Below are 17,415 nucleotides of genomic sequence, written 5' to 3'. Positions count from 1 at the left end.
TTATTTCATCGAGCAAGCTCGCGAAGCGCGTTGCGGCGGCGCTTCATGATCTCGTACGCCCTGTCCCTCTGCTGCTCGATCACTACCGGCGGGTGCGGCTCAAGCTCGACCCCGCCGAGCGGCGCGAAGCGGCGGCGGATCGCTTCGGCCAAATTGATCGTCTCGCCCGGGGGTGGTGCGACCATCTCGGAGAGGATCGCGCGCGCCTCTGCTTCCACGGAGCGGCCGTTGCACTTGGCGCGCACGCGGAGCGATTCTTCGACGTCGCTATCGAGATTGCGGATCGTGAGCGTGGCCATGGGCAATTCGCTTAAGGGCAGGTCTGCAGTATAACGCGAATATCCATGATCGGGCAGAGCCCCCGACCTCACCGGAAATCTCGGCTCCCCACCCGCAACGGCCGCGCCACACCCCGCGGATCCGCACTCCCGCGCCGCGCCTCGTCCCCTCGCCCGCCATCGACCGCGAGCGTCCCGGCCGCGTCCTCCGCCACCCGGCCGAGCAGGTCCGAGCGGTCGATCAGGTGCTCGGCGACGAGGTGGATCACCTCGCCCTCGCGCTGCACCCGGCCGCGGGCGGCCATCAGGCCGGCCTGGAGGATCAGGCTGCGCTGGCGGGCGAACAGAGCCGGCCAGACCACCAGGTTCGCGACCTCGGTCTCGTCTTCCAGGGTGATGAACATCACGCCCTTGGCCGAGCCCGGCTTCTGGCGCACCAGCACCAGCCCGGCCACCGTCACCCGGGCGCCGTCGCGCAGGCGGCGCAAGGTGGCGCAGGTCGAGACGCCGTCGCGGGACAACGTCGCCCGCAGGAAGGCGAGCGGGTGGCGGCCGAGGCTCAAGCCCGAGGCCCGGTAATCCGCCACCACGGCGGCCCCCTCCCCGAGCGGTGCGAGCTGCACCGGCGGCTCGGCGAGTTCGGGGGACGGCGTCGCCTCGCGCCGGTCGGCCGCCGCGAAGAGCGGCAGGGGCGCGGGCGCGAGGCCGCGGATCGCCCACAGAGCCTCGCGCCGCTCCGCCCCGAGGCAGGCGAAGGCATCGGCGGCCGCCAGGCTGCGCAGACCTTTGAGCGAGAGCCCGGCCCGGCGCCACAGATCCTCGACCGAGCGAAACAGATCGGCCTCCCGCACCGTGGCGATCCGGGCGCCGTCCTGATTGCCCAAGCCGCGCACCAGCCGCAGGCCGAGGCGCAAAGCGAGGCGCCCGTCGCCGATCGGCTCCAGGGTGCAGTCCCAGCGCGAGGCGTTGATGCTGATCGGCCGCACCTCGACCCCGTGGGCACGCGCGTCGCGCACGATCTGGGCCGGGGCGTAGAAACCCATCGGCTGGGCGTTGAGGAGGGCGCAAGCGAAGACGTCGGGGTGCCGGCATTTCAGCCAGGACGAGGCGTAGGCGATGAGGGCGAAGGAGGCGGCGTGGCTCTCCGGGAAGCCGTAGGAGCCGAAGCCTTCGAGCTGGCGGTAGGTGCGGGCGGCGAAATCCGGGTCGTAGCCGTTGGCGATCATGCCCTGGACGAGCTTGTCCTCGTAGAGGTTGATCGTGCCGTCGCCCTTGAAGGTGCCCATGGCACGGCGCAGGCCGTCGGCCTCCTCGGCGGTGAAGCCGGCGGCGACGATCGCGACCTGCATCGCCTGCTCCTGGAACAGCGGCACACCGAGGGTGCGCCCGAGCACGGTCTCCAGTTCCCTGGTCGGGTAGGTGACCGGATCGAGCCCGCGACGCCGGCGGAGATACGGGTGGACCATGTCGCCCTGGATCGGGCCCGGCCGCACGATCGCGACCTCGATGGTGAGGTCGTAGAGGTTCTCGGGTTGCATCCGCGGCAGCATCGCCATCTGCGCCCGGCTCTCGATCTGGAAGACCCCGATCGTGTCGGCGCGCCGGATCATCGCGTAGGTCTCTTCGTCCCCATGCGGGATGTCGGCGATCTCCCGCGGCGGGTTCGTCTCGGGCCGGTGCTCGGCCAAGAGCGCGAAGGCCCGGCTCAGGCAGCCGAGCATGCCGAGGCCGAGCACGTCGACCTTCATGAAGCGCAGAACCTCGATGTCGTCCTTGTCCCACTCGATGATCTGGCGGTTCTCCATCCGGGCCGGCACCACCGGGCAGAGCAGGTCGAGCCGGTCGAGGGTCAGGACGAAGCCACCGGGATGCTGGCCGAAATGGCGCGGCGTGCCGATCAGCGCCCGGGCGATCTCCAGCGTCAGCCGCAAGGGGCGCGCGGAGAGGTCGAGGCCCAGCGCCCTCGCCTCGCGCTCGCCGACGCCCTCGCGCGACCAGCCCCAGACCAGGCGGGCGAGCGCCCCGGTGACGTCCTCCGGCACGCCCAGCACCTTGCCGACCTCCCGCACCGCGCCGCGGGCGCCGTAGCGGATCACCGTGGCGGTGAGCGCCGCGCGCTCGCGGCCGTAGGTGGCGTAGATCCACTGGATCACCTCCTCCCGGCGCTCGTGCTCGAAATCGACGTCGATGTCGGGCGGCTCGTCGCGCTTCTCGTTGATGAAGCGGGCGAAGAGCAGCCCCTGCTCCACCGGATCGATGGCGGTGATGCCGAGGCACCAGCAGATCGCCGAGTTCGCCGCCGAGCCGCGGCCCTGGCACAGGATGCCCTGGCTGCGGGCGTAGCGGACGATCGCCTCGACGGTGAGGAAGTACGGCGCGTAATTCTTCTTGGCGACGAGGTCGAGTTCGTCGCCGAGCTGTCGGCGCACCGCCGCCGGCACGCCGCCCGGGTAGCGCTTCGCCGCCCCCTCCCAGGTCATCGCCGCGAGACGCACTTGCGCCGGGCGGCCGTCCTCGCCGGCCTCGTCCGGGTAGGTGTAGGTGAGCTCGTCGAGCGAGAAGCGGCAGGATTCGGCGATCGAAGCGGCGCGGACCAGCGCCTCCGGATGGCGGGCGAACAGGCGCGCGGTCTCGTCGGGCTCGTGCAGGTGGCGCCCGGCATGGCGCTCGCGGGCGAACCCCGCCGCCGCGATGGTGGTCTTCAGGCGGATGCAGGTGACCACGTCCTGCATCATCCGCCTCTCAGGGATGTGGTAGAGCACGTCGCCAAGGGCGACCGACGGCACCCGCGCGGCGCGGGCGAGGCTCGCGATGCCGTCCAGGCGCAGGTGGTCGTTGACGCCGAAGCGGCGCGACAGGCCGCAGGAGAGGTTTTTTCCGAAGATCGCCTTCAGGATGCGCAGGCGCTCGGTCAGCACGTCGTCCGGCCGGTCGGCGGGCAGCACCGCCACGAGGCCCCGGCTCCACTCCGCGACGTCCGCGGTTGTCAGATGGCAACCGCCGCTTGGTGCCCGCTCGCGCGAGCGGCCGATGGTGAGGAGCCGGCACAGCCGGCCATAGGCCGCCCGGTCGGTGGGGTAGACGAGCAGGCTCCAGCCCTCGGCGAGGTCGAGCCGGCAGCCGACGATCAGGCGGCAGCCGGTGGTGCGCGCGGCGGCATGGGCCCGCACCATCCCGGCGAGCGAATTGCGGTCGGTGACGGCGAGCGCCCGGATGCCGAGGAGGGCGGCGGCCGCAAAAAGCTCCTCCGGCGAGGAGGCGCCGCGCAGGAACGAGTAGTGGGTGGTGACCTGGAGCTCAATGCCCATCAAGAGCCTGCTTGACTGCTGACGACAGCTTGGCCGGCCTCTCTTCCGTCCCACTCACGACCTCATCCTGAGGTGCTGCCGCTCGCGGCAGCCTCGAAGGAGGCCTCCAGACGTCCCGGAGATCCCTGGAGGCCTCCTTCGAGGCTGCGCGATCTACGATCGCCCAGCACCTCAGGATGAGGTCGCGGGGATGAAATTCGTCCGCCAGAGCCGGCAAGCCCGGAGCCGGCGAGGTACGGGGGATATGGCGCATCACGCCTCCCCCAATCCGTGCAGCCACCAGCGCGCCCCTTCTCTTGTGAGGGCATCGCGAAACAGCCAGTAGCGGGCGCCGGTCTCGTCCTCGACCCGGTAGTAATCACGGGTCGCCGCGACCTCGTCGTCGGCGAGCCACCACTCGCCGAAGATGCGCTCCGGCCCGTCGGCCCGGGCCACCCGGCGGCGGGTGCCGCGCCAGGTGAACATTGTGGGCGGCGCATCGGGGAGTGCCGCCAGCACCGCCACCGGCTCCGGCACGGAGAGCAGGCGGCCGGGCCGCGGCAGGTCGGCGGGCCAGGTCGCGCCGGCGGCGGGGCTCAACGGGGCGACCCGGCGCACCGCGCGCTCGGGCCACTCGCTCTCGACCGGGGCCTTGCGAAACACCCGGCCCGGCCCGAGGCGCAGCACCAGCCGGTCGACGAGTTCGGCCATGGTGTCGGGATCCGGCTCGTCGCCGGCAGCGGCGAGCTGGCGCGCCTCCAGGCGCTCGACCCGTGGGGCGGTGAGCCGCGCCTCGTCGAGGCCGTGGCCGGGATCGATCTGGGGCAGGCGCTCGGCGAGGAGGCGGGCGAGGTGGCGCGGATCGCGGCTCGGCCGGGCGGTGCCGACGCTGACCGCCTGGTCGAGCCCGTCGACGCGGCGAAAAACCAGATCGAGCCGGCGCGCGCCGAGCCCGTGCCGGGCGAGGGCGTCGGCCAGCATGGCCGTCAGCCGCCGGGTCGCCCGGGCGAGCGTCTCGGGCGCCCCGATCGGCTCCGCGAAGGCGAGCCGCACCGTGTGCTCCACCGGCGGCGCCAGGGTGGCGAGGGGTTCGGAGCACACGCCCAGCGCCTGATCGAGGCGGCGGGCGGGCGCCTCGCCGAAGCGCAGGCGCAACGGGCCGCGGGGCTGGTGCACGAGGTGCTCGACCCGGGTGAGGCCGAGCTGGGCGAGGCCCGCGACGGTGCCGGGATCGAGGCGCAGGGCCCAGAGCGGCAGGGCGGGAAGCGCCTCCCGCTGCGCGCCGGGCGGCAGCACGGTCTCAGGGTTCAGGCAGCGGGCGGCGGCCCAGGCGGCGCCCGGCGTGTCGGCGACCGCCACCCGCACCCGGTAGCCGGCCCGGCCGAGGCGGCGGCGCAGATGGCCAAGCAGGGCCGCCTCGCCGCCATGCAGGTGGGCCGCTCCCGCGACGTCAATCCAGATCCCGTCCGGCGGGTCGGGGGCGACGAGGGGGGCATAGGTCAGGCACCAGGCCGCGAGGCGGGCGAGCGCCGCGGCATCGCCCTCCGGATCGGCCTCGATCACCGTGAGCCCCGGGACCATGGCCTGCGCCTGCGCCAGGGCGAGGCCGGGGCGCAGGCGCAGCGCCCGGGCGGCGCGGTCGACGGCCGTGAGCACCCGGCGCGACCCCTCTTGGGCCGCCGCGACCAGGGGCTCATCCGGCGGCGGCCCGCCGTTCCGGCGTCGCCAGCGGTCGGTCGGCCAGGTCGGCAGGAACACGCAGACGACCCTTCGCATCGGGAGCCTCGAGGAGCCAGGTGCGGGGCTCGGCGCCCCGGGCGCGGACGAGCGCCACGGTCCAGCGGGCCCGCGACAGGCCCGGCACGGGAAGAGCGGGGGATGGTGCCGCGACGACGCTCCAGCGGGTCGCGGCGGCGTTCGGCTCCGGAACGGCGGCGCCCCAGCGGCGGATCACCAGGGCGAGGCTGCCGCTGCCCTCGGCGGCGAGCTGGAGCCGGCGCGACGGGGTGAGCCCGAGACGGGCGACCTCGCCGACCACCGCCGCGAGGCCGCGATGGCGCAGGCCCTCCTCCATGGTGGGCAGGACCTCGGCCTCGCGCCGGGTCTCGGCGTAGAGCACCCGGTCGGGGTGGAGGCCGACCGCGGCGAGGCCGGGGGCGAACAGGTCGCGGCTCGCCAGGCACCACAGGACCGGGCCAGGGAGGCGCGCGAGGATCGCGGCGGCGAACAAAGCCGCCAAGGCCCCCTCCCCGTCCACGGGTCCGGCCGCCAGCACCTCGTGCACCGCGCCGAGGCGCAGGCCCCCGCCCGGCAGGTGCCCGTCCAGGGCCGCGACGCCGAACGGCAGGACCGGCCGGCCCGCCCCCTCGGGCGCCAGACCACCGATCCGCTCGCGCAATGCCGCGAGCTGCTGCTCCCGCTCGGCCTGTCGCATCTCATGCCCATCACCGACCGAAACACCAACTCGTTCTTGTTTTGTTCGGTTTCACGAGAGTGTCAATCGGGGCTGTGGATGGAGGCGCCGCCGGAGCCTCCGGGAACAGGCCCCCTGTTGACGGCAGCGGGGACAGCTGGGTCGGCGCCGCCCGGAAAGCGCGATGGGACAAGGGGATCGGGCGGGCGTGCGATTCTGGTTGCGGGCAGGCACAGCCGTTGGACAACCCCCGCAAAGCCGCCAGGAGCGCCGCTGAGCTGGATTCGAGGCCGGCAGGTGCCGTAGAACTGTCCTGGGGCGCAACGGGCCTCCACGGGCCTCCTGGCGGGGATTCCGGCGGTCGCGGTGCGTCGGGGGTCGGCACGCTGCTCCGAGGCCGCGAATCCGGCGTCGCCCGGGGTGTCGCGCGGCCTCGTGCGGCACGCTGAATCGCCTACAGCGGGCCATCCGCGATTCACACAGCTTTCCAAGCTGTTAATCGGGGCCCTGCGCTGAGTAACCTACGGGGCCACGCCGAGTCGCCTTCGCCGGCCCCCCGCTTCCGCGCAGACCTGCCTACGCACCTGCGCCGAGTCGCCTACGCGACCGCGCAGACCTGCCTACGCGAACAGGGTCCAACTCCTTGCAGGACTTCGAAAAATCGCCACCCCATATAATACCCATATAGCTCTACGGATTCAGACTCAGAATCTGGATTCAGAATCTTCCATAAAAAGGCTTTTGGGACTCGGAAGTTAGGGGCTTTTCGGGGTCCGATCGGCGAGATCCGGCCCGTCCGGCATCGGCCGGAGGGGAGGCTCCATGATCCGGGGCCGGGCCGTACGAGGCGGTCCCCTTCCCCTCCCCTCCCGAGTCTAGGGACCACGCCGCCGAGTCGGAGACTCGCGGGCCTGCGAGTCCTCGTCCGACAAAGCCCAGCACAGCCGGGATCGCTTCCCCGGGGACGAGTCGAGCCGAGGCTTGAGCGGTCGGATCCGACTCGCCTGTACGCTGGCTGATGAGTCGCCGTCCCGATCCGGGACTCTCGCGCGACTCTCGCAACGCTGCCGGGTGCCGGCAATACTTGGGCGCGACTCGTGGCGCCCCATGGGCAAAGGGTTACCGACCGGCTGCCCGGTCACGGCGAAGCGTAGGCAATTCGGCGTGGGATCGGTCACGTCCCGTAGGCAGGTCTGCGCGGTGGGCGGATCGAAAAAGCCACGGAATCTCAAGGGCAAGACGCGGGATTCGGGGCGCCGTGCGGGGCTGTGGGGGCGTAGGCGAGTCAGCGTGCTCGGGGGCGGTCCGCGTCGTGGTAGAGCGTAGGCAACTCGGCGCAGGATGGCGGCTCCGGCGGAGCGCTGTGGTGCAGCAGACCATGATATTAGTGTCGATTATCGACGTATAATTCGATACTTCTTTGCCTCAATAGATTAAAAATATAGAGTTTTCCTATATTTTTTGAATCTATATCAGAATTTTACCTCAATCGATTGGACCTGACATCTCGAAATCAATCCTCGTATGGCTGCCTCGACCGATGACAGACCCTCCATCGTCATCCCGGGGCTTGCCGCAGGCGAGAACCCGGGATCCATAACCGCCGACGGTACCGATCCAGGCTGAATGCCATCCGCTCCGTCCGGCATCGTCGGCAGTTATGGATTCCAGTTTCCACTGCCCGGCCCCGGGATGACGCGGAGGGTGATCCTTGCGGCCGGCGACGATCGGCAGGCTTTCAGCTATGCCGAGCCGAGGTCCGCTCTGCAATCAAAGATAAGAAAAAATCCTATACAAAGTCGTGCCAAAGGCGACGGGCTCGTGACGCCCGCACGCAGAGCCTCACGCGCGGGCCAGCCCACGCCTCCCCTCGTAGGGAAGTCGGCGGAATCAAGCCTTTGCGCGGGCTCGCCTATTTGCCAGGGTCGCCTTGGGCGGCACCAGCAGGTCCTTCGGATCGGAGGGCAGGAGCTGCATCCCGCCGTCGTCGAGGGTCAGGCGCAGGCGGGGAAACACCTCGGTCAGATGGGCGACGTCCTTGCGGAATTCCTGGCGGAACGAGCGGATCGAGCCGTTCTCGCTGCCGAACTGCTTGTAGAGGTTGTCCCAGGTCAGGCGGAGCGGCCGCTCCAGGCGCGAGAGCCGGTAGCCGACCCAGAACAAGAGGTCGAGCTTGCGTGCCGAGCCCGCGAAGGCGCGGGCGGCGCGGATGTCGACCGGCAGGGCGTGCTGGATCAGGTTGTCGTAGAACTCGCGGTGGAAGGTGATGGTGGAGGACCAGAGCAGGCCCTGGTCCGGGTGGTTGTGCAGCGGCAGCCACACGTCCATCTGGCGGAAGGGCGGTACGTTGAGGGTCGAGGCGCGGGTGCCGTCCCACAGGCCGATCTGCATCGAGCAGGCGGCGAGCCGGTTGAGCTGCTCCTTGAACTGCTTGAGCGTGCCGCGCTCGCCGCCGGTGACCGGAAAGCCCATGTCGCGGATGAAGCCCGACATGCTCTGCGCCACCTCGACCTTGGGGCTGCGCTGGCGCACCGCCTCGGTGCAGAGATGCAGCAGGAGGAGGCGCGCCTTGGGGCCGTAGGGCAGCCCCTGCATCTCCATCTCGCCGGTGGACGGGTTGATGAGCCGGCCGGCATTGATAGCGAGCGTGTTGCGGCCGTATTCGCGCGAGACGTTGGTGACGCCCTTCGGCTCGCGATACGGCAGGCCGCAGAGCGCCAGCACCGAGTGGATGTGCTGGATGTTCTCGGGCGCCGCCGGCTCGTTCTCGATCACCTCGCGCACCATGTCGCGGCGGCGGGCGTTGCGGGGCAGCCGGGCGCGCTCGGCCGCGGCCTCCGCCTTCAGCACCACCAGCTTGTCGCGCGCCTCGGCTTCCGCGTCGCGCTTGGCCTGGCTGGCGCGCACGAAGGCGAGCGTCGCCTTGTAGGCGACGCTGCCGCGCGCCTTCTCGACGATCTCGATCAGGTCGGCGTCGCGCACGCCCTCGACCGGTTCGAGGGCGGATTGCGGCGGGGTCGTCGTCTCCACCAAGAGGGCTCCGCACGGGGACGCGCGCCGTCCGGGCACGCGTCGTGACTGTTGTCTGTCGATGAGTCCTAACGCGCGAAACCCGAATCGGCCGAGTCGAGTCCGGCCGATTCTCGAAGCAGAGCGACAGATTCCTGTGAATCTCTGTGCCTAACCGGCGAGTCTTCGTCCCGCCGGTCCCATCGTGGATCGAACCTTAATCGGTCTCGTCGCGCGTCTTCGACTCGGTGAAGCTGGCGTAGAGCTGTGGAAGACTCTGGATAAGATAGGCGGCGAAGTCCGGCTCGAGGGTGTCGTCGACGGTGAGCTGGGTGCCCTGGCGCCCGCGCTCGACCCGCACCACCGGCCGGCCGCCGAGATTGGTCCAGACCGCGGGCGCCGGGGCCGGCCGCGGCGGCGGCGCGGTGAGGCCGGCGAGCAGCCGGGCGAAGCGGTCGTCGGAGGAGAGCTCCGAGAAATCCGGGGCGGCGAGGAGGCGGGTCACCGCCTCCCCTGCCCCGTCCCGCGCCAGCGCCTCGACGAGCGCGGTCCAGCGCGGCCGCCCGGCCTTCGGCGCCGGGCCGACCGCCGCCACGACCTCCGCCGGCACAGCCCGGCCGATGCCGATCAGGCGCGAGAGCTGGGTTTTTTCCACCGCGAGCGCCGCCATGATGGTGGCGCGGTCGAAGCCGCGATCCTCGAGCGCGATCGCGAACAGGGCCCGCTCGATGTAGCTGAGATCGGCCCGGGCCGAGTTCTCCTGGCCCTGCGCGACGACGAGATCCTCGTCCGTGAGCGCCTTGACCACCGCCCGCACCGGCCGGCCGAGTTCGATCGCCGCCCGCAACCGGCGATGGCCGTAGGCCACCTGGTAGCGGCCCTCTGCGGCGGGATGCGGCCGCACCAGGATCGGTACCTGCTGGCCGTGCTCGCGGATCAGTTCGACGAAGGCGGCGTGCTCGGCCGGGTCGCCGGTGAGGCGGTCCTGCACGAAGGACCCGTCGATGAGGGAGGGATCGAGCTCGACCACCCGGTCGCCGGAGGCGACCATGGCGCGGGCCTCCGCCGCCGCGCTGGCGATGCGTCCGAGGCTGCGGCCCATGGCGCCGACGGCGCCGGAGCGCACCAGGGGGCGCGGCGCCTCAGGGGGCGTTTCCACCGGTCCGGCCGGGTTGCCAGCTGGCAACTCCGGCGTCTCGCGATCGGCGGAGCGGGCGCCCAGAGCCGCGCGGAGGGCATCCTTGCGCTTCATGCCGGCACGCGTCCCCAGGCGCGGTGCATCAGGCCTTCGATCTCGCCGTTGACCCCGTCGAGGGCCTCGAGCGCCCGGTCGTAGGTCGCACGGGTGAAGCTCTCGCGGCCGATCTCGTAGAGGGTCTGCTTCGACAGGCCGGCATCCGAGATCGCGGTCGATTTCAGCATCAGGTGGGTCAGCACCCGCTCGCGGAACAGCGAGCGCATGAAGCCGACCATCTGGGTCTGCGGCGCGTCGGAGGGCTCGTAGCGGGTCACGACGTAGCGCAGGAAGTCGTAATCGAGGTCGGCCCCGGCCTCCTGCACCACCCCGAGCAGATCGGAGGCCATCAACAGGAACTGGCACATCGACATCACGTCGAGCATCTGCGGGTGCACCGTCACCAGCATCGCGGTGGCGGCGCACAGCGCGCCGAGCGTCAGGAAGCCGAGCTGCGGCGGGCAATCGAGGATCATCACGTCGTAATCGTCGGCGACGCTGCCGAGCGCGGTGGCGATGCGGCCGAAGAACGGCTCGGCGTTGCGGTCGGCCAGCACCCGTGGGGTGTCGTGCTCGAACTCCATCAGTTCGAGGTTGCCCGGCACGAGGTCGAGGCCCGGGAAGTAGGTCTTGCGCACCACCTCACTCAGGGGGCGCTGCTCGTCGTCGTGGCGGATCGCGGCGTAGAGGGTCTGGTTGGGGCCGACGTCGAACTCCGGCTGGTAGCCGTGGAGCGCGGTCAGCGAGGCCTGCGGGTCGAGGTCGACGGCGAGCACCCGGTAGCCTCGCAGGGCGAGGTACTGGGCGAGATGAGCCGCCGTGGTGGTCTTGCCCGATCCACCCTTGAAGTTCACCACCGCCAGCACCTGGCAGTGTTCGTCGCCGGAGCGATGCGGCACGTAGCCCTTCGCCTTCGGGCCGTCATCGAGGAGCTGGCGCAGCTCGTTGATCTGTCCGAGCGTGTAGGAGCGCCGGCCGCCCGGGCCGATCTCCGGCTGCGGGCCTTTGCTCGCGAGGGAGAGCTGGCGCAGGTAGCCGTCCGCGACCCCGATCAGCTTCGCCGCCTCGCCGGAGGAGAACGAGCGCAGGAGCTTGTGCGAGGCCGGCGGGAAGAGCGTGCGCCGCAGCGCGTTCAGCTCGCTCGACAGGGCGCCGCCGTCGTCGGCGATGATCCGGGTGATCGAGGGACGGTCGGAGCCTGCGGCTCGCGCCTGCTCCTGCGGCTGATCGGGCATTTACGGTTCCTGGACGCATCACGGAGAAATTCCGTAAGACGATGCCAGCGTGGCCGTGACGACGCAAACGGTTTTTGGTTAAGCTTCGTTAACCATGCGGGGGCGGTTGCCACCTGGCAACACGGAGCTGGACCGCTTCTCGCCTCGGATCGTTGCCAGGTGGCAACCGGGAAAGCCTGGATCGCCGGCTCCGTGAGCGCCGCTCACGCTTGGGTGCAATCTTCTCGATGTTCACGCACCACCCGCTCTCCTAAGAACCCGACACCCGGCGGCGAAAGGGAGGAGACGATGGCGATCCTGGAGACGGAAGCGGATCTGGAGCGGGTCTACGGCGCATTCGGCGCCGTCGGCGAGGCCTCGACCGTGAAGGTGACCGATCACATCACTCCGCATTACCGCCGCTTCATCGACGCCGCCCCGTTCGCCGCCCTGGCAACCTGCGGTCCGGAGGGGCTCGATTGCTCTCCCCGCGGCGACCGTCCGGGTTTCGTGCGGATCGCCGACCCGCGGACGCTGCTCCTGCCCGACCGCCGCGGCAACAACCGCATCGACAGCCTGCGCAACGTCATCCGCGACCCGCGGGTCGGGCTGATGTTCCTGATCCCCGGCATCGGCAACGCGCTCCGGGTCAACGGCCGGGCGGTGATCGAGGACGATGCTGACCTGTGCGCGTCCTTCGCCGTCGAGGGCAAGGCGCCCCGCACGGTGATGGTGATCCGGGTCGGCGAGGTCTATTTCCAGTGCGCCCGGGCGCTGATCCGCTCCGGTCTGTGGCGGGCCGAGGCCCAGGTCGATCCCAGGACCTTGCCGACCCCCGGCCAGATCCTGGCCGCGTTGAGCGACGGCCGCGTCGGCGGCGAGAGCTACGACGGGGCATGGGCCGAGCGGGCGAAGCAGACGATGTGGTGAGGGATCAGGCGGCGAGGCAGGCCGCGCCCGCGGCGATCGCCAGGCAGGAGGCGATCCGCTGCGCCGTCAGCCGCTCCTTCAGAAAGATCCGGCCGATCAGCGCGGCGTAGACCACGCTGGTCTCGCGCAAGGCCGAAACCACGCCCATCGCGCCGAACTGCATCGCCCCGATGACGATGCCGTAGGCGAGGATCGACACCACGCCGCCGGCGAGCGCCATCGCGGTCTCGCGTCGCGAATAGGCCGGGATCTGCCGGCCGCGCAGGGCGAGGTAGAGCGGCGGCATCGTCAGGCTCCACAGCAGGAACATCGCGTTGGCGTAAGCCACGCCGTCGCCCGCGAGCCGCACCCCGACCCCGTCGACGACCGTGTAGGCGCCGATCAGCACGCCGGTGGTCAGCGCCGCCGGCAGCACCTCGGCTCGGACCGTTCGGCCCTGCAAGGCCAGCGAGACGATCCCCCCGGAGACGAGCGCGATGCCGAGGCCTGAAGCGAGGGTGACGGCCTCATGGGCGAAGATCATCGCGCCGAGCGCGACCAGCACCGGCGAGGACCCGCGGGAGATCGGGTAGGTCTGGCCGAGATCGCCGATGCGGTAGGTCCGCACCAGGGACAGGTTGTAGCCGGCATGGATCAGCGCGGAGGCGATCACGTAGGGCCGGCTCGCGGCGTTCGGCCAGGGCAGGACCAGAGCGGCGACACCTGTGACGACGCTGACCGCGACCATCATCAGGGTCATCGACCACAGCCGGTCGCTGCCGCCGCGCAGGAGGGCGTTCCAGCCCGCATGCAGGATCGCGGCGCCGGTGACCGAAGCGAGAACGAGCGGCGTCACGCGGCGGCCTCGGCGCGGCGGGTCAGGGTGTCGGGCATCGGAGTCACGCGGTTGATGGGGGCACGCGTGAGGGTGGCTCTTGCACGCCATCCCGACAAACCATTTGTTCAGCCGGAACGAGACAGGAAAACTCACCCGAATGCGGCGTGCGCTGCCTCCCCTGAATGCCCTTCGCGCCTTCGAGGCTGCCGCCCGCCTCGGCAGCTTCAAGGCCGCCGCGGACGAGCTCGGGGTGACGCACGGCGCCGTCAGCCAGCAGGTGCGCGGGCTCGAAGAGTGGCTGCGGGCGAGCCTGTTCGAGCGGCACAACCGGCGCGTCGTGCTCACCCCGGCGGCCCGCGCCTATCTGGCGGAAATCGGCCCGGCCCTCGACCGGATCGCCGCCGCGACGGCGCAATACGGCCACGAGGCGGGCGCGGTGCTGCGGATCAACGCGCCGTCGACCTTCGCCCTGCGCTGGCTGGTGCCGCGGCTCGCGCGGTTCCGGGCGCGGCATCCCGGCATCCGGGTCCGGCTGGAGACCTCGAACCAGCCGCTCGAGGCCCTGGCCGATCCGGGCGACGTCGCCATCCGCGGCGGGCCCGACTCGTTCTATGGACTGACGGCCCGGGTCTTCCTGTCCGAGGAGCGGCTGCCGGTCTGCCGCCCGGGCTTGCGCGACCGGGTGCCGCTTCGCGAACCCGCGGATCTCCGGCATCACACGCTGCTGCACAGCGCGAGCCTGCCGCGGCTGTGGGACGACTGGCTGGCCGCCGCCGGAATCCCGGGGCTGGAGCCGGAAGCGGCGCTGACCCTCGACCATTTCTACCTCACGCTTCAGGCCGCGCTGGACGGCATCGGCGTCGCCATGGGCCCGACGGCCCTGATCGCCGACGACCTCGCGCGGGGCCGCCTCGTCGCGCCGTTCGCAGGACCGCGTCTCCCGGCCCGGAGCTACTGCACCTACGCGCGGGAGGGGAGGGCTTCGGCCGGGCCGGTCGCCGCCTTCCTGGCCTGGATCGAAGCGGAGGGGGCCAGTCCGATTGCCGCGCGGCCTGGAGCCTGACGGTCCGGGCGCATACATGCCGTCATCATGGAAAAAACCTTCACCGCCCATCGCGAGGACCGGCCCGGGCCTGCGTGGCTCGCGCGCTTCCGGGACGGACGGGACGAGGCGGCGCGGTGGTATCTCGGCGACGGCGCGCCCGACCGGCCGAACGCCGCCGAGTGCCGGGCTGCGCTTACGCGCCACATGCCCGAACTCGTCCCGCATTACGACGACCTGTGCGGGATGGTCGGCGACGACGACCTCGCCCATCGCATCCTCAGCCATTACCGCCCGGCGCCCCACCGCCAGGGATGCAGCCAGGCGGTGTGGCTCGGCGACGACGGGCCGGCCCTCATCCGCAACTACGATTATCCCTTGACCTCGATCACCGGCCGCATCGAGCTGACCGCGTGGGCGGGGCGGCGGGTGATCGGGATGGTGCAGCGGCCCTGGGGCGGCTGCCTCGACGGGATGAACGAGGACGGGCTGGTGGCCAGCTGCACGCTTGGCGGCCTCGCCCGGCGCGGCGAGGGTTTTGCCATCATCCAGATGCTGCGCTACGTGCTGGAGACCTGCGGCTCGGTGCCGGAGGGCGTCGCCGCGCTCCGCCGCCTCCCGGCGGTGCAGCTCCACAACGTCACGTTGCTCGACCGGACCGGCGACCACGCCACGGTCTTCCTCGGGCCCCGGCGCGAGGCCGCGGTGACGCGGCAAAAAACCTGCACCAACCACCAGGAGCGGATCCTGCCCGCCTCGCGCTCGGCCCTGCGCCAGCGGGTGCTGGAGGAGGCCCTCGACGATCCGTCGATGACCCTCGAGACCCTGGCGGCGCGCTTCTTCGCGCCGCCGCTCTACTCGCGCAAGCTCAGCTTCACCACCGCCTACACGGCCGTGTATCGGCCGGAGGCGGGCCGGGTCGATTACCTCTGGCCCGGCCAATGCTGGAGCCAGGGCTTCGACCGGTTCGAGGAGGGGGCCTACACCCACGATTACGGCGAGCTGGAAGCCTGATCCCTGGAACATCGCCCGATCGCGGCGTGCCGCACTCCGCGACCGGCGGGTGCGCACGTTGGATCTTGGATGCTTCGTTGTAATCCACCGCCCTTTCCCGGACGACTGAAGCGTCAGCGGAAGGAGATCCGGGATCCAGCACAAGAAGCCGCGAAGCGTCTGTTTGTCAGCAACGGTGCATCATGCAGAGCCGCTTCGCGGCACTTCTCTCCTGGATCCCGGATCTCCTTCCGCTTCGCTGCAGTCGTCCGGGAAAGGGGAGGTGGCTTACGGTGGATTGTCCGCCCTGTCGAAGGACCGCTTCCGCGCGCCCGCACGGGATCACCCCTGATCACCCGTGCGGGCCAGCTGCGGCAGCACCTGCTCCGGCGGGCCCGAGGCGACGATCCGTCCGGCCTCCAGCACGTGCACCGTATCGGCCCCGGCGAGGCTGGTGAGGCGGTGGGCGATCATGATCAGGGTGCGGGTGCCGGCAAGACCCTGCACCGCCCGCATCACCACGCCCTCGGTCTCGTCGTCGAGGGCGGAGGTCGCCTCGTCGAACACGATCACGTCGGGGTCGTGGTAGAGCGCCCGGGCGATGCCGATGCGCTGGCGCTGGCCGCCGGAAAGCCGGGCGCCGCGCTCGCCGACGCGGGTCGCGTAGCCCTCCGGCAGGGTGGCGACGAAGTCGTGCGCGCCGGCGAGCCGCGCCGCCCGCTCGACCGCGGCCGCGTCGATCGCGTCGAGCCCGAAGGCGATGTTCTCGGCGATGGTGCCGTCGATCAGAAAGATATCCTGCGGCACGTAGCCGATGCGGTTCTGCCAGGCCGGCAGGGTGGCGGGATCGAGGGTCGTGCCGTCGACCGTGATGCGGCCCGAGGTGGGGGTGAGGAAGCCGAGGATCAGGCCGACCAGGGTCGACTTGCCCGAGCCGGTGCGGCCGACGAGGCCGATCGTGGCGTGGGCCGGGATCGTGAGATCGATGTCCGACAGGGCCGGGCGGCCGGGCTCGTAGTCGAACCGGACGTCCTGGAGATGGATCGCGTCCCGGAACGGCAGGCGCTCGGGCGTCCGGGGGGTGGAGGCGCGCTCGCCGTCGAGCCCCTCGACCACGAGCCGCACCGCCGGCAGGGTGAAGCGCAGGAGCGCGAGCGCGTTGAACACGTTCTGGAACGCCGGCAGCATCCGGTAGCCCGCGAAGGCGAACAGGCCGAGCAGCGGCAGGATGCCGGCGGTGTCGAGCCCCTGCGAGAGCGCGAACAGCACCACCACGATGACGCCCCCGAAGGCCAGCGCCTCGATGACGAAGCGCGGCAATTGCCCGGTGAGCAGGCTCTCGGCGCTGGCTTGCGCGTAGGCGCGGGCCGGCGCCTCGAACCGGCGCGCGAAGGTTTCTGCCCTGCCGTAGAGCTTCAATTCGGTGAGGCCGCCGAGGGTCTCGTGCACCACCCGGAACCGGCCCTCGTTGCCAGCCACCGCCCGGGCGCCGATGCGCGCGAGCCGCGCCCGCACCACCAGGAAGATGCCGACATAGAGCCCGCCGAAGCCCGCACCCAGGATCAGCGCGAGGCGCGGCGAGACGACGAGCAGGAAGACGATCACGGCACTCGCCGAGGTCGCCCGCGAGGCGATGACGGTGGCGGGGGTCAGGACGCCGACGACGAGGCGGTCGGTCTCGCTCAGGATCGTCTTGGCGAGCGCTGCGCTGTTGGCGGTGGTGAAGAACAGCCGCTCGCGGTCGATGGTGCGGAACAGGAGCCGGCGGGCGAAGCCGTAGCCGACGCTGTGGCTGAAGCGCAGCTGGGCGTAGGTGAGGCCGGCATTGACGCAGGAGGTGGTGAGGATGGCGAGCAACGCGCTCAGTCCGATCACGATCAGGAAGCTGCGGTCGTCGGTCAACCTAAGCCCGTCGCGGATCGCCCCCAGCGCCGGCATCCGTGCCGCGGCGCCCGGATCGCCGACCAGTGTCAGGAACGGCACCACCGAGGCGACGCCGACCACTTCGAGCAGGGCCGCGAGCGCCAGTCCGGCCCCGATCAGCCCGGCGCGGCGGCGCTCGCGCGGGGTCATGGCGCGGAGAAGGTCGATCAGGGCACGCATCGTGGACTCATCGGGGATCTGGGAGAGGGGAGGGGGCTAGAGCCATTCACGCGTGCGTTGCCATCGCGAAGTTCTCTAGGTCTTTGATTTTGCCG

At 71.1% G+C, this 17,415-nt stretch carries 12 protein-coding genes; 3 read left to right on the top strand and 9 right to left on the bottom strand.

Annotated features, from left to right (window positions below; genetic code table 11):
- Positions 1–5: 5 nt before the first annotated feature.
- The 7 genes from DK412_RS01280 to repA all read right to left on the bottom strand — a co-directional run bounded on the left by DK412_RS01280 (position 6) and on the right by repA (position 11,456).
- Positions 6–299 (bottom strand): plasmid stabilization protein, encoded by a 294-nt coding sequence (locus DK412_RS01280; RefSeq protein ID WP_245447374.1) that lies wholly within the window; start codon positions 297–299, stop codon positions 6–8.
- A gap of 68 nt (positions 300–367) precedes the next feature.
- Entirely contained in the window at positions 368–3,586 is a 3,219-nt protein-coding gene (locus tag DK412_RS01275; RefSeq protein WP_109970457.1) for an error-prone DNA polymerase, read from the bottom strand.
- 252 nt (positions 3,587–3,838) lie between these two features.
- Positions 3,839–5,341 carry a DUF6504 family protein gene (locus tag DK412_RS01270; protein ID WP_109970456.1) on the bottom strand — a complete coding sequence of 501 codons (1,503 nt, stop codon included), beginning with the start codon at positions 5,339–5,341 and terminating at the stop codon, positions 3,839–3,841.
- On the bottom strand, positions 5,259–5,999 hold the full coding sequence (locus tag DK412_RS01265; RefSeq protein WP_109970455.1) for a damage-inducible mutagenesis protein: 741 nt from the start codon (positions 5,997–5,999) through the stop codon (positions 5,259–5,261). The genes DK412_RS01270 and DK412_RS01265 overlap by 83 nt, the downstream gene beginning before the upstream one ends.
- 1,869 nt (positions 6,000–7,868) lie before the next feature.
- Entirely contained in the window at positions 7,869–9,008 is a 1,140-nt protein-coding gene (locus DK412_RS01260; RefSeq protein ID WP_109974990.1) for a replication protein RepA, read from the bottom strand.
- 196 nt (positions 9,009–9,204) lie between these two features.
- Positions 9,205–10,239: a plasmid partitioning protein RepB gene (repB, locus tag DK412_RS01255; RefSeq protein WP_109970454.1), complete on the bottom strand. Its 1,035-nt coding sequence runs from the start codon at positions 10,237–10,239 to the stop codon at positions 9,205–9,207.
- Entirely contained in the window at positions 10,236–11,456 is a 1,221-nt protein-coding gene (gene repA, locus DK412_RS01250; protein WP_109970453.1) for a plasmid partitioning protein RepA, read from the bottom strand. The genes repB and repA overlap by 4 nt, the downstream gene beginning before the upstream one ends.
- Before the next feature lie 288 nt (positions 11,457–11,744).
- On the opposite strand from repA, the gene DK412_RS01245 reads away from it, so the two are divergent.
- Positions 11,745–12,365 carry a pyridoxamine 5'-phosphate oxidase family protein gene (locus DK412_RS01245; RefSeq protein ID WP_109970452.1) on the top strand — a complete coding sequence of 207 codons (621 nt, stop codon included), beginning with the start codon at positions 11,745–11,747 and terminating at the stop codon, positions 12,363–12,365.
- 4 nt (positions 12,366–12,369) lie between these two features.
- On the opposite strand, the gene DK412_RS01240 is transcribed toward DK412_RS01245, so the two are convergent.
- A complete protein-coding gene (locus tag DK412_RS01240) occupies positions 12,370–13,200 on the bottom strand; it encodes an EamA family transporter (protein ID WP_204165474.1) in 831 nt (276 codons plus the stop codon).
- Between the two features lie 139 nt (positions 13,201–13,339).
- Between DK412_RS01240 and gcvA the strand changes: the two genes are divergently transcribed.
- Together gcvA and DK412_RS01230 are read left to right on the top strand one after the other, a co-directional pair.
- The gene (gene gcvA / locus DK412_RS01235) at positions 13,340–14,245 is read left to right on the top strand and encodes a transcriptional regulator GcvA (RefSeq protein ID WP_109970450.1); all 906 of its coding nucleotides are present in this window, start codon (positions 13,340–13,342) and stop codon (positions 14,243–14,245) included.
- A 27-nt stretch (positions 14,246–14,272) separates the two neighbouring features.
- A complete protein-coding gene (locus DK412_RS01230) occupies positions 14,273–15,238 on the top strand; it encodes a C45 family autoproteolytic acyltransferase/hydolase (RefSeq protein ID WP_109970449.1) in 966 nt (321 codons plus the stop codon).
- A gap of 321 nt (positions 15,239–15,559) precedes the next feature.
- Here the strand turns inward: DK412_RS01230 and DK412_RS01225 are convergent, their stop codons facing one another.
- Positions 15,560–17,320 (bottom strand): ABC transporter ATP-binding protein, encoded by a 1,761-nt coding sequence (locus tag DK412_RS01225; protein WP_109970448.1) that lies wholly within the window; start codon positions 17,318–17,320, stop codon positions 15,560–15,562.
- Between the last annotated feature and the right edge of the window lie 95 nt (positions 17,321–17,415).

This window comes from Methylobacterium sp. 17Sr1-1 (assembly GCF_003173775.1).
GTDB lineage: Bacteria > Pseudomonadota > Alphaproteobacteria > Rhizobiales > Beijerinckiaceae > Methylobacterium.
This window is presented reverse-complemented; position numbering and strand designations above follow the sequence as displayed.

Bases quoted from the DNA above. Each gene is read 5' to 3' on its own strand.
- DK412_RS01225 (WP_109970448.1), bottom strand. From the start codon at position 17,320: ATGCGTGCCCTGATCGACCTTCTCCGCGCCATGACCCCGCGCGAGCGC.
- DK412_RS01280 (WP_245447374.1), bottom strand. From the start codon at position 299: ATGGCCACGCTCACGATCCGCAATCTCGATAGCGACGTCGAAGAATCG.
- repA (WP_109970453.1), bottom strand. From the start codon at position 11,456: ATGCCCGATCAGCCGCAGGAGCAGGCGCGAGCCGCAGGCTCCGACCGT.
- repB (WP_109970454.1), bottom strand. From the start codon at position 10,239: ATGAAGCGCAAGGATGCCCTCCGCGCGGCTCTGGGCGCCCGCTCCGCC.
- DK412_RS01275 (WP_109970457.1), bottom strand. From the start codon at position 3,586: ATGGGCATTGAGCTCCAGGTCACCACCCACTACTCGTTCCTGCGCGGC.
- DK412_RS01270 (WP_109970456.1), bottom strand. From the start codon at position 5,341: ATGCGAAGGGTCGTCTGCGTGTTCCTGCCGACCTGGCCGACCGACCGC.
- gcvA (WP_109970450.1), top strand. From the start codon at position 13,340: ATGCGGCGTGCGCTGCCTCCCCTGAATGCCCTTCGCGCCTTCGAGGCT.
- DK412_RS01230 (WP_109970449.1), top strand. From the start codon at position 14,273: ATGGAAAAAACCTTCACCGCCCATCGCGAGGACCGGCCCGGGCCTGCG.
- DK412_RS01265 (WP_109970455.1), bottom strand. From the start codon at position 5,999: ATGCGACAGGCCGAGCGGGAGCAGCAGCTCGCGGCATTGCGCGAGCGG.
- DK412_RS01245 (WP_109970452.1), top strand. From the start codon at position 11,745: ATGGCGATCCTGGAGACGGAAGCGGATCTGGAGCGGGTCTACGGCGCA.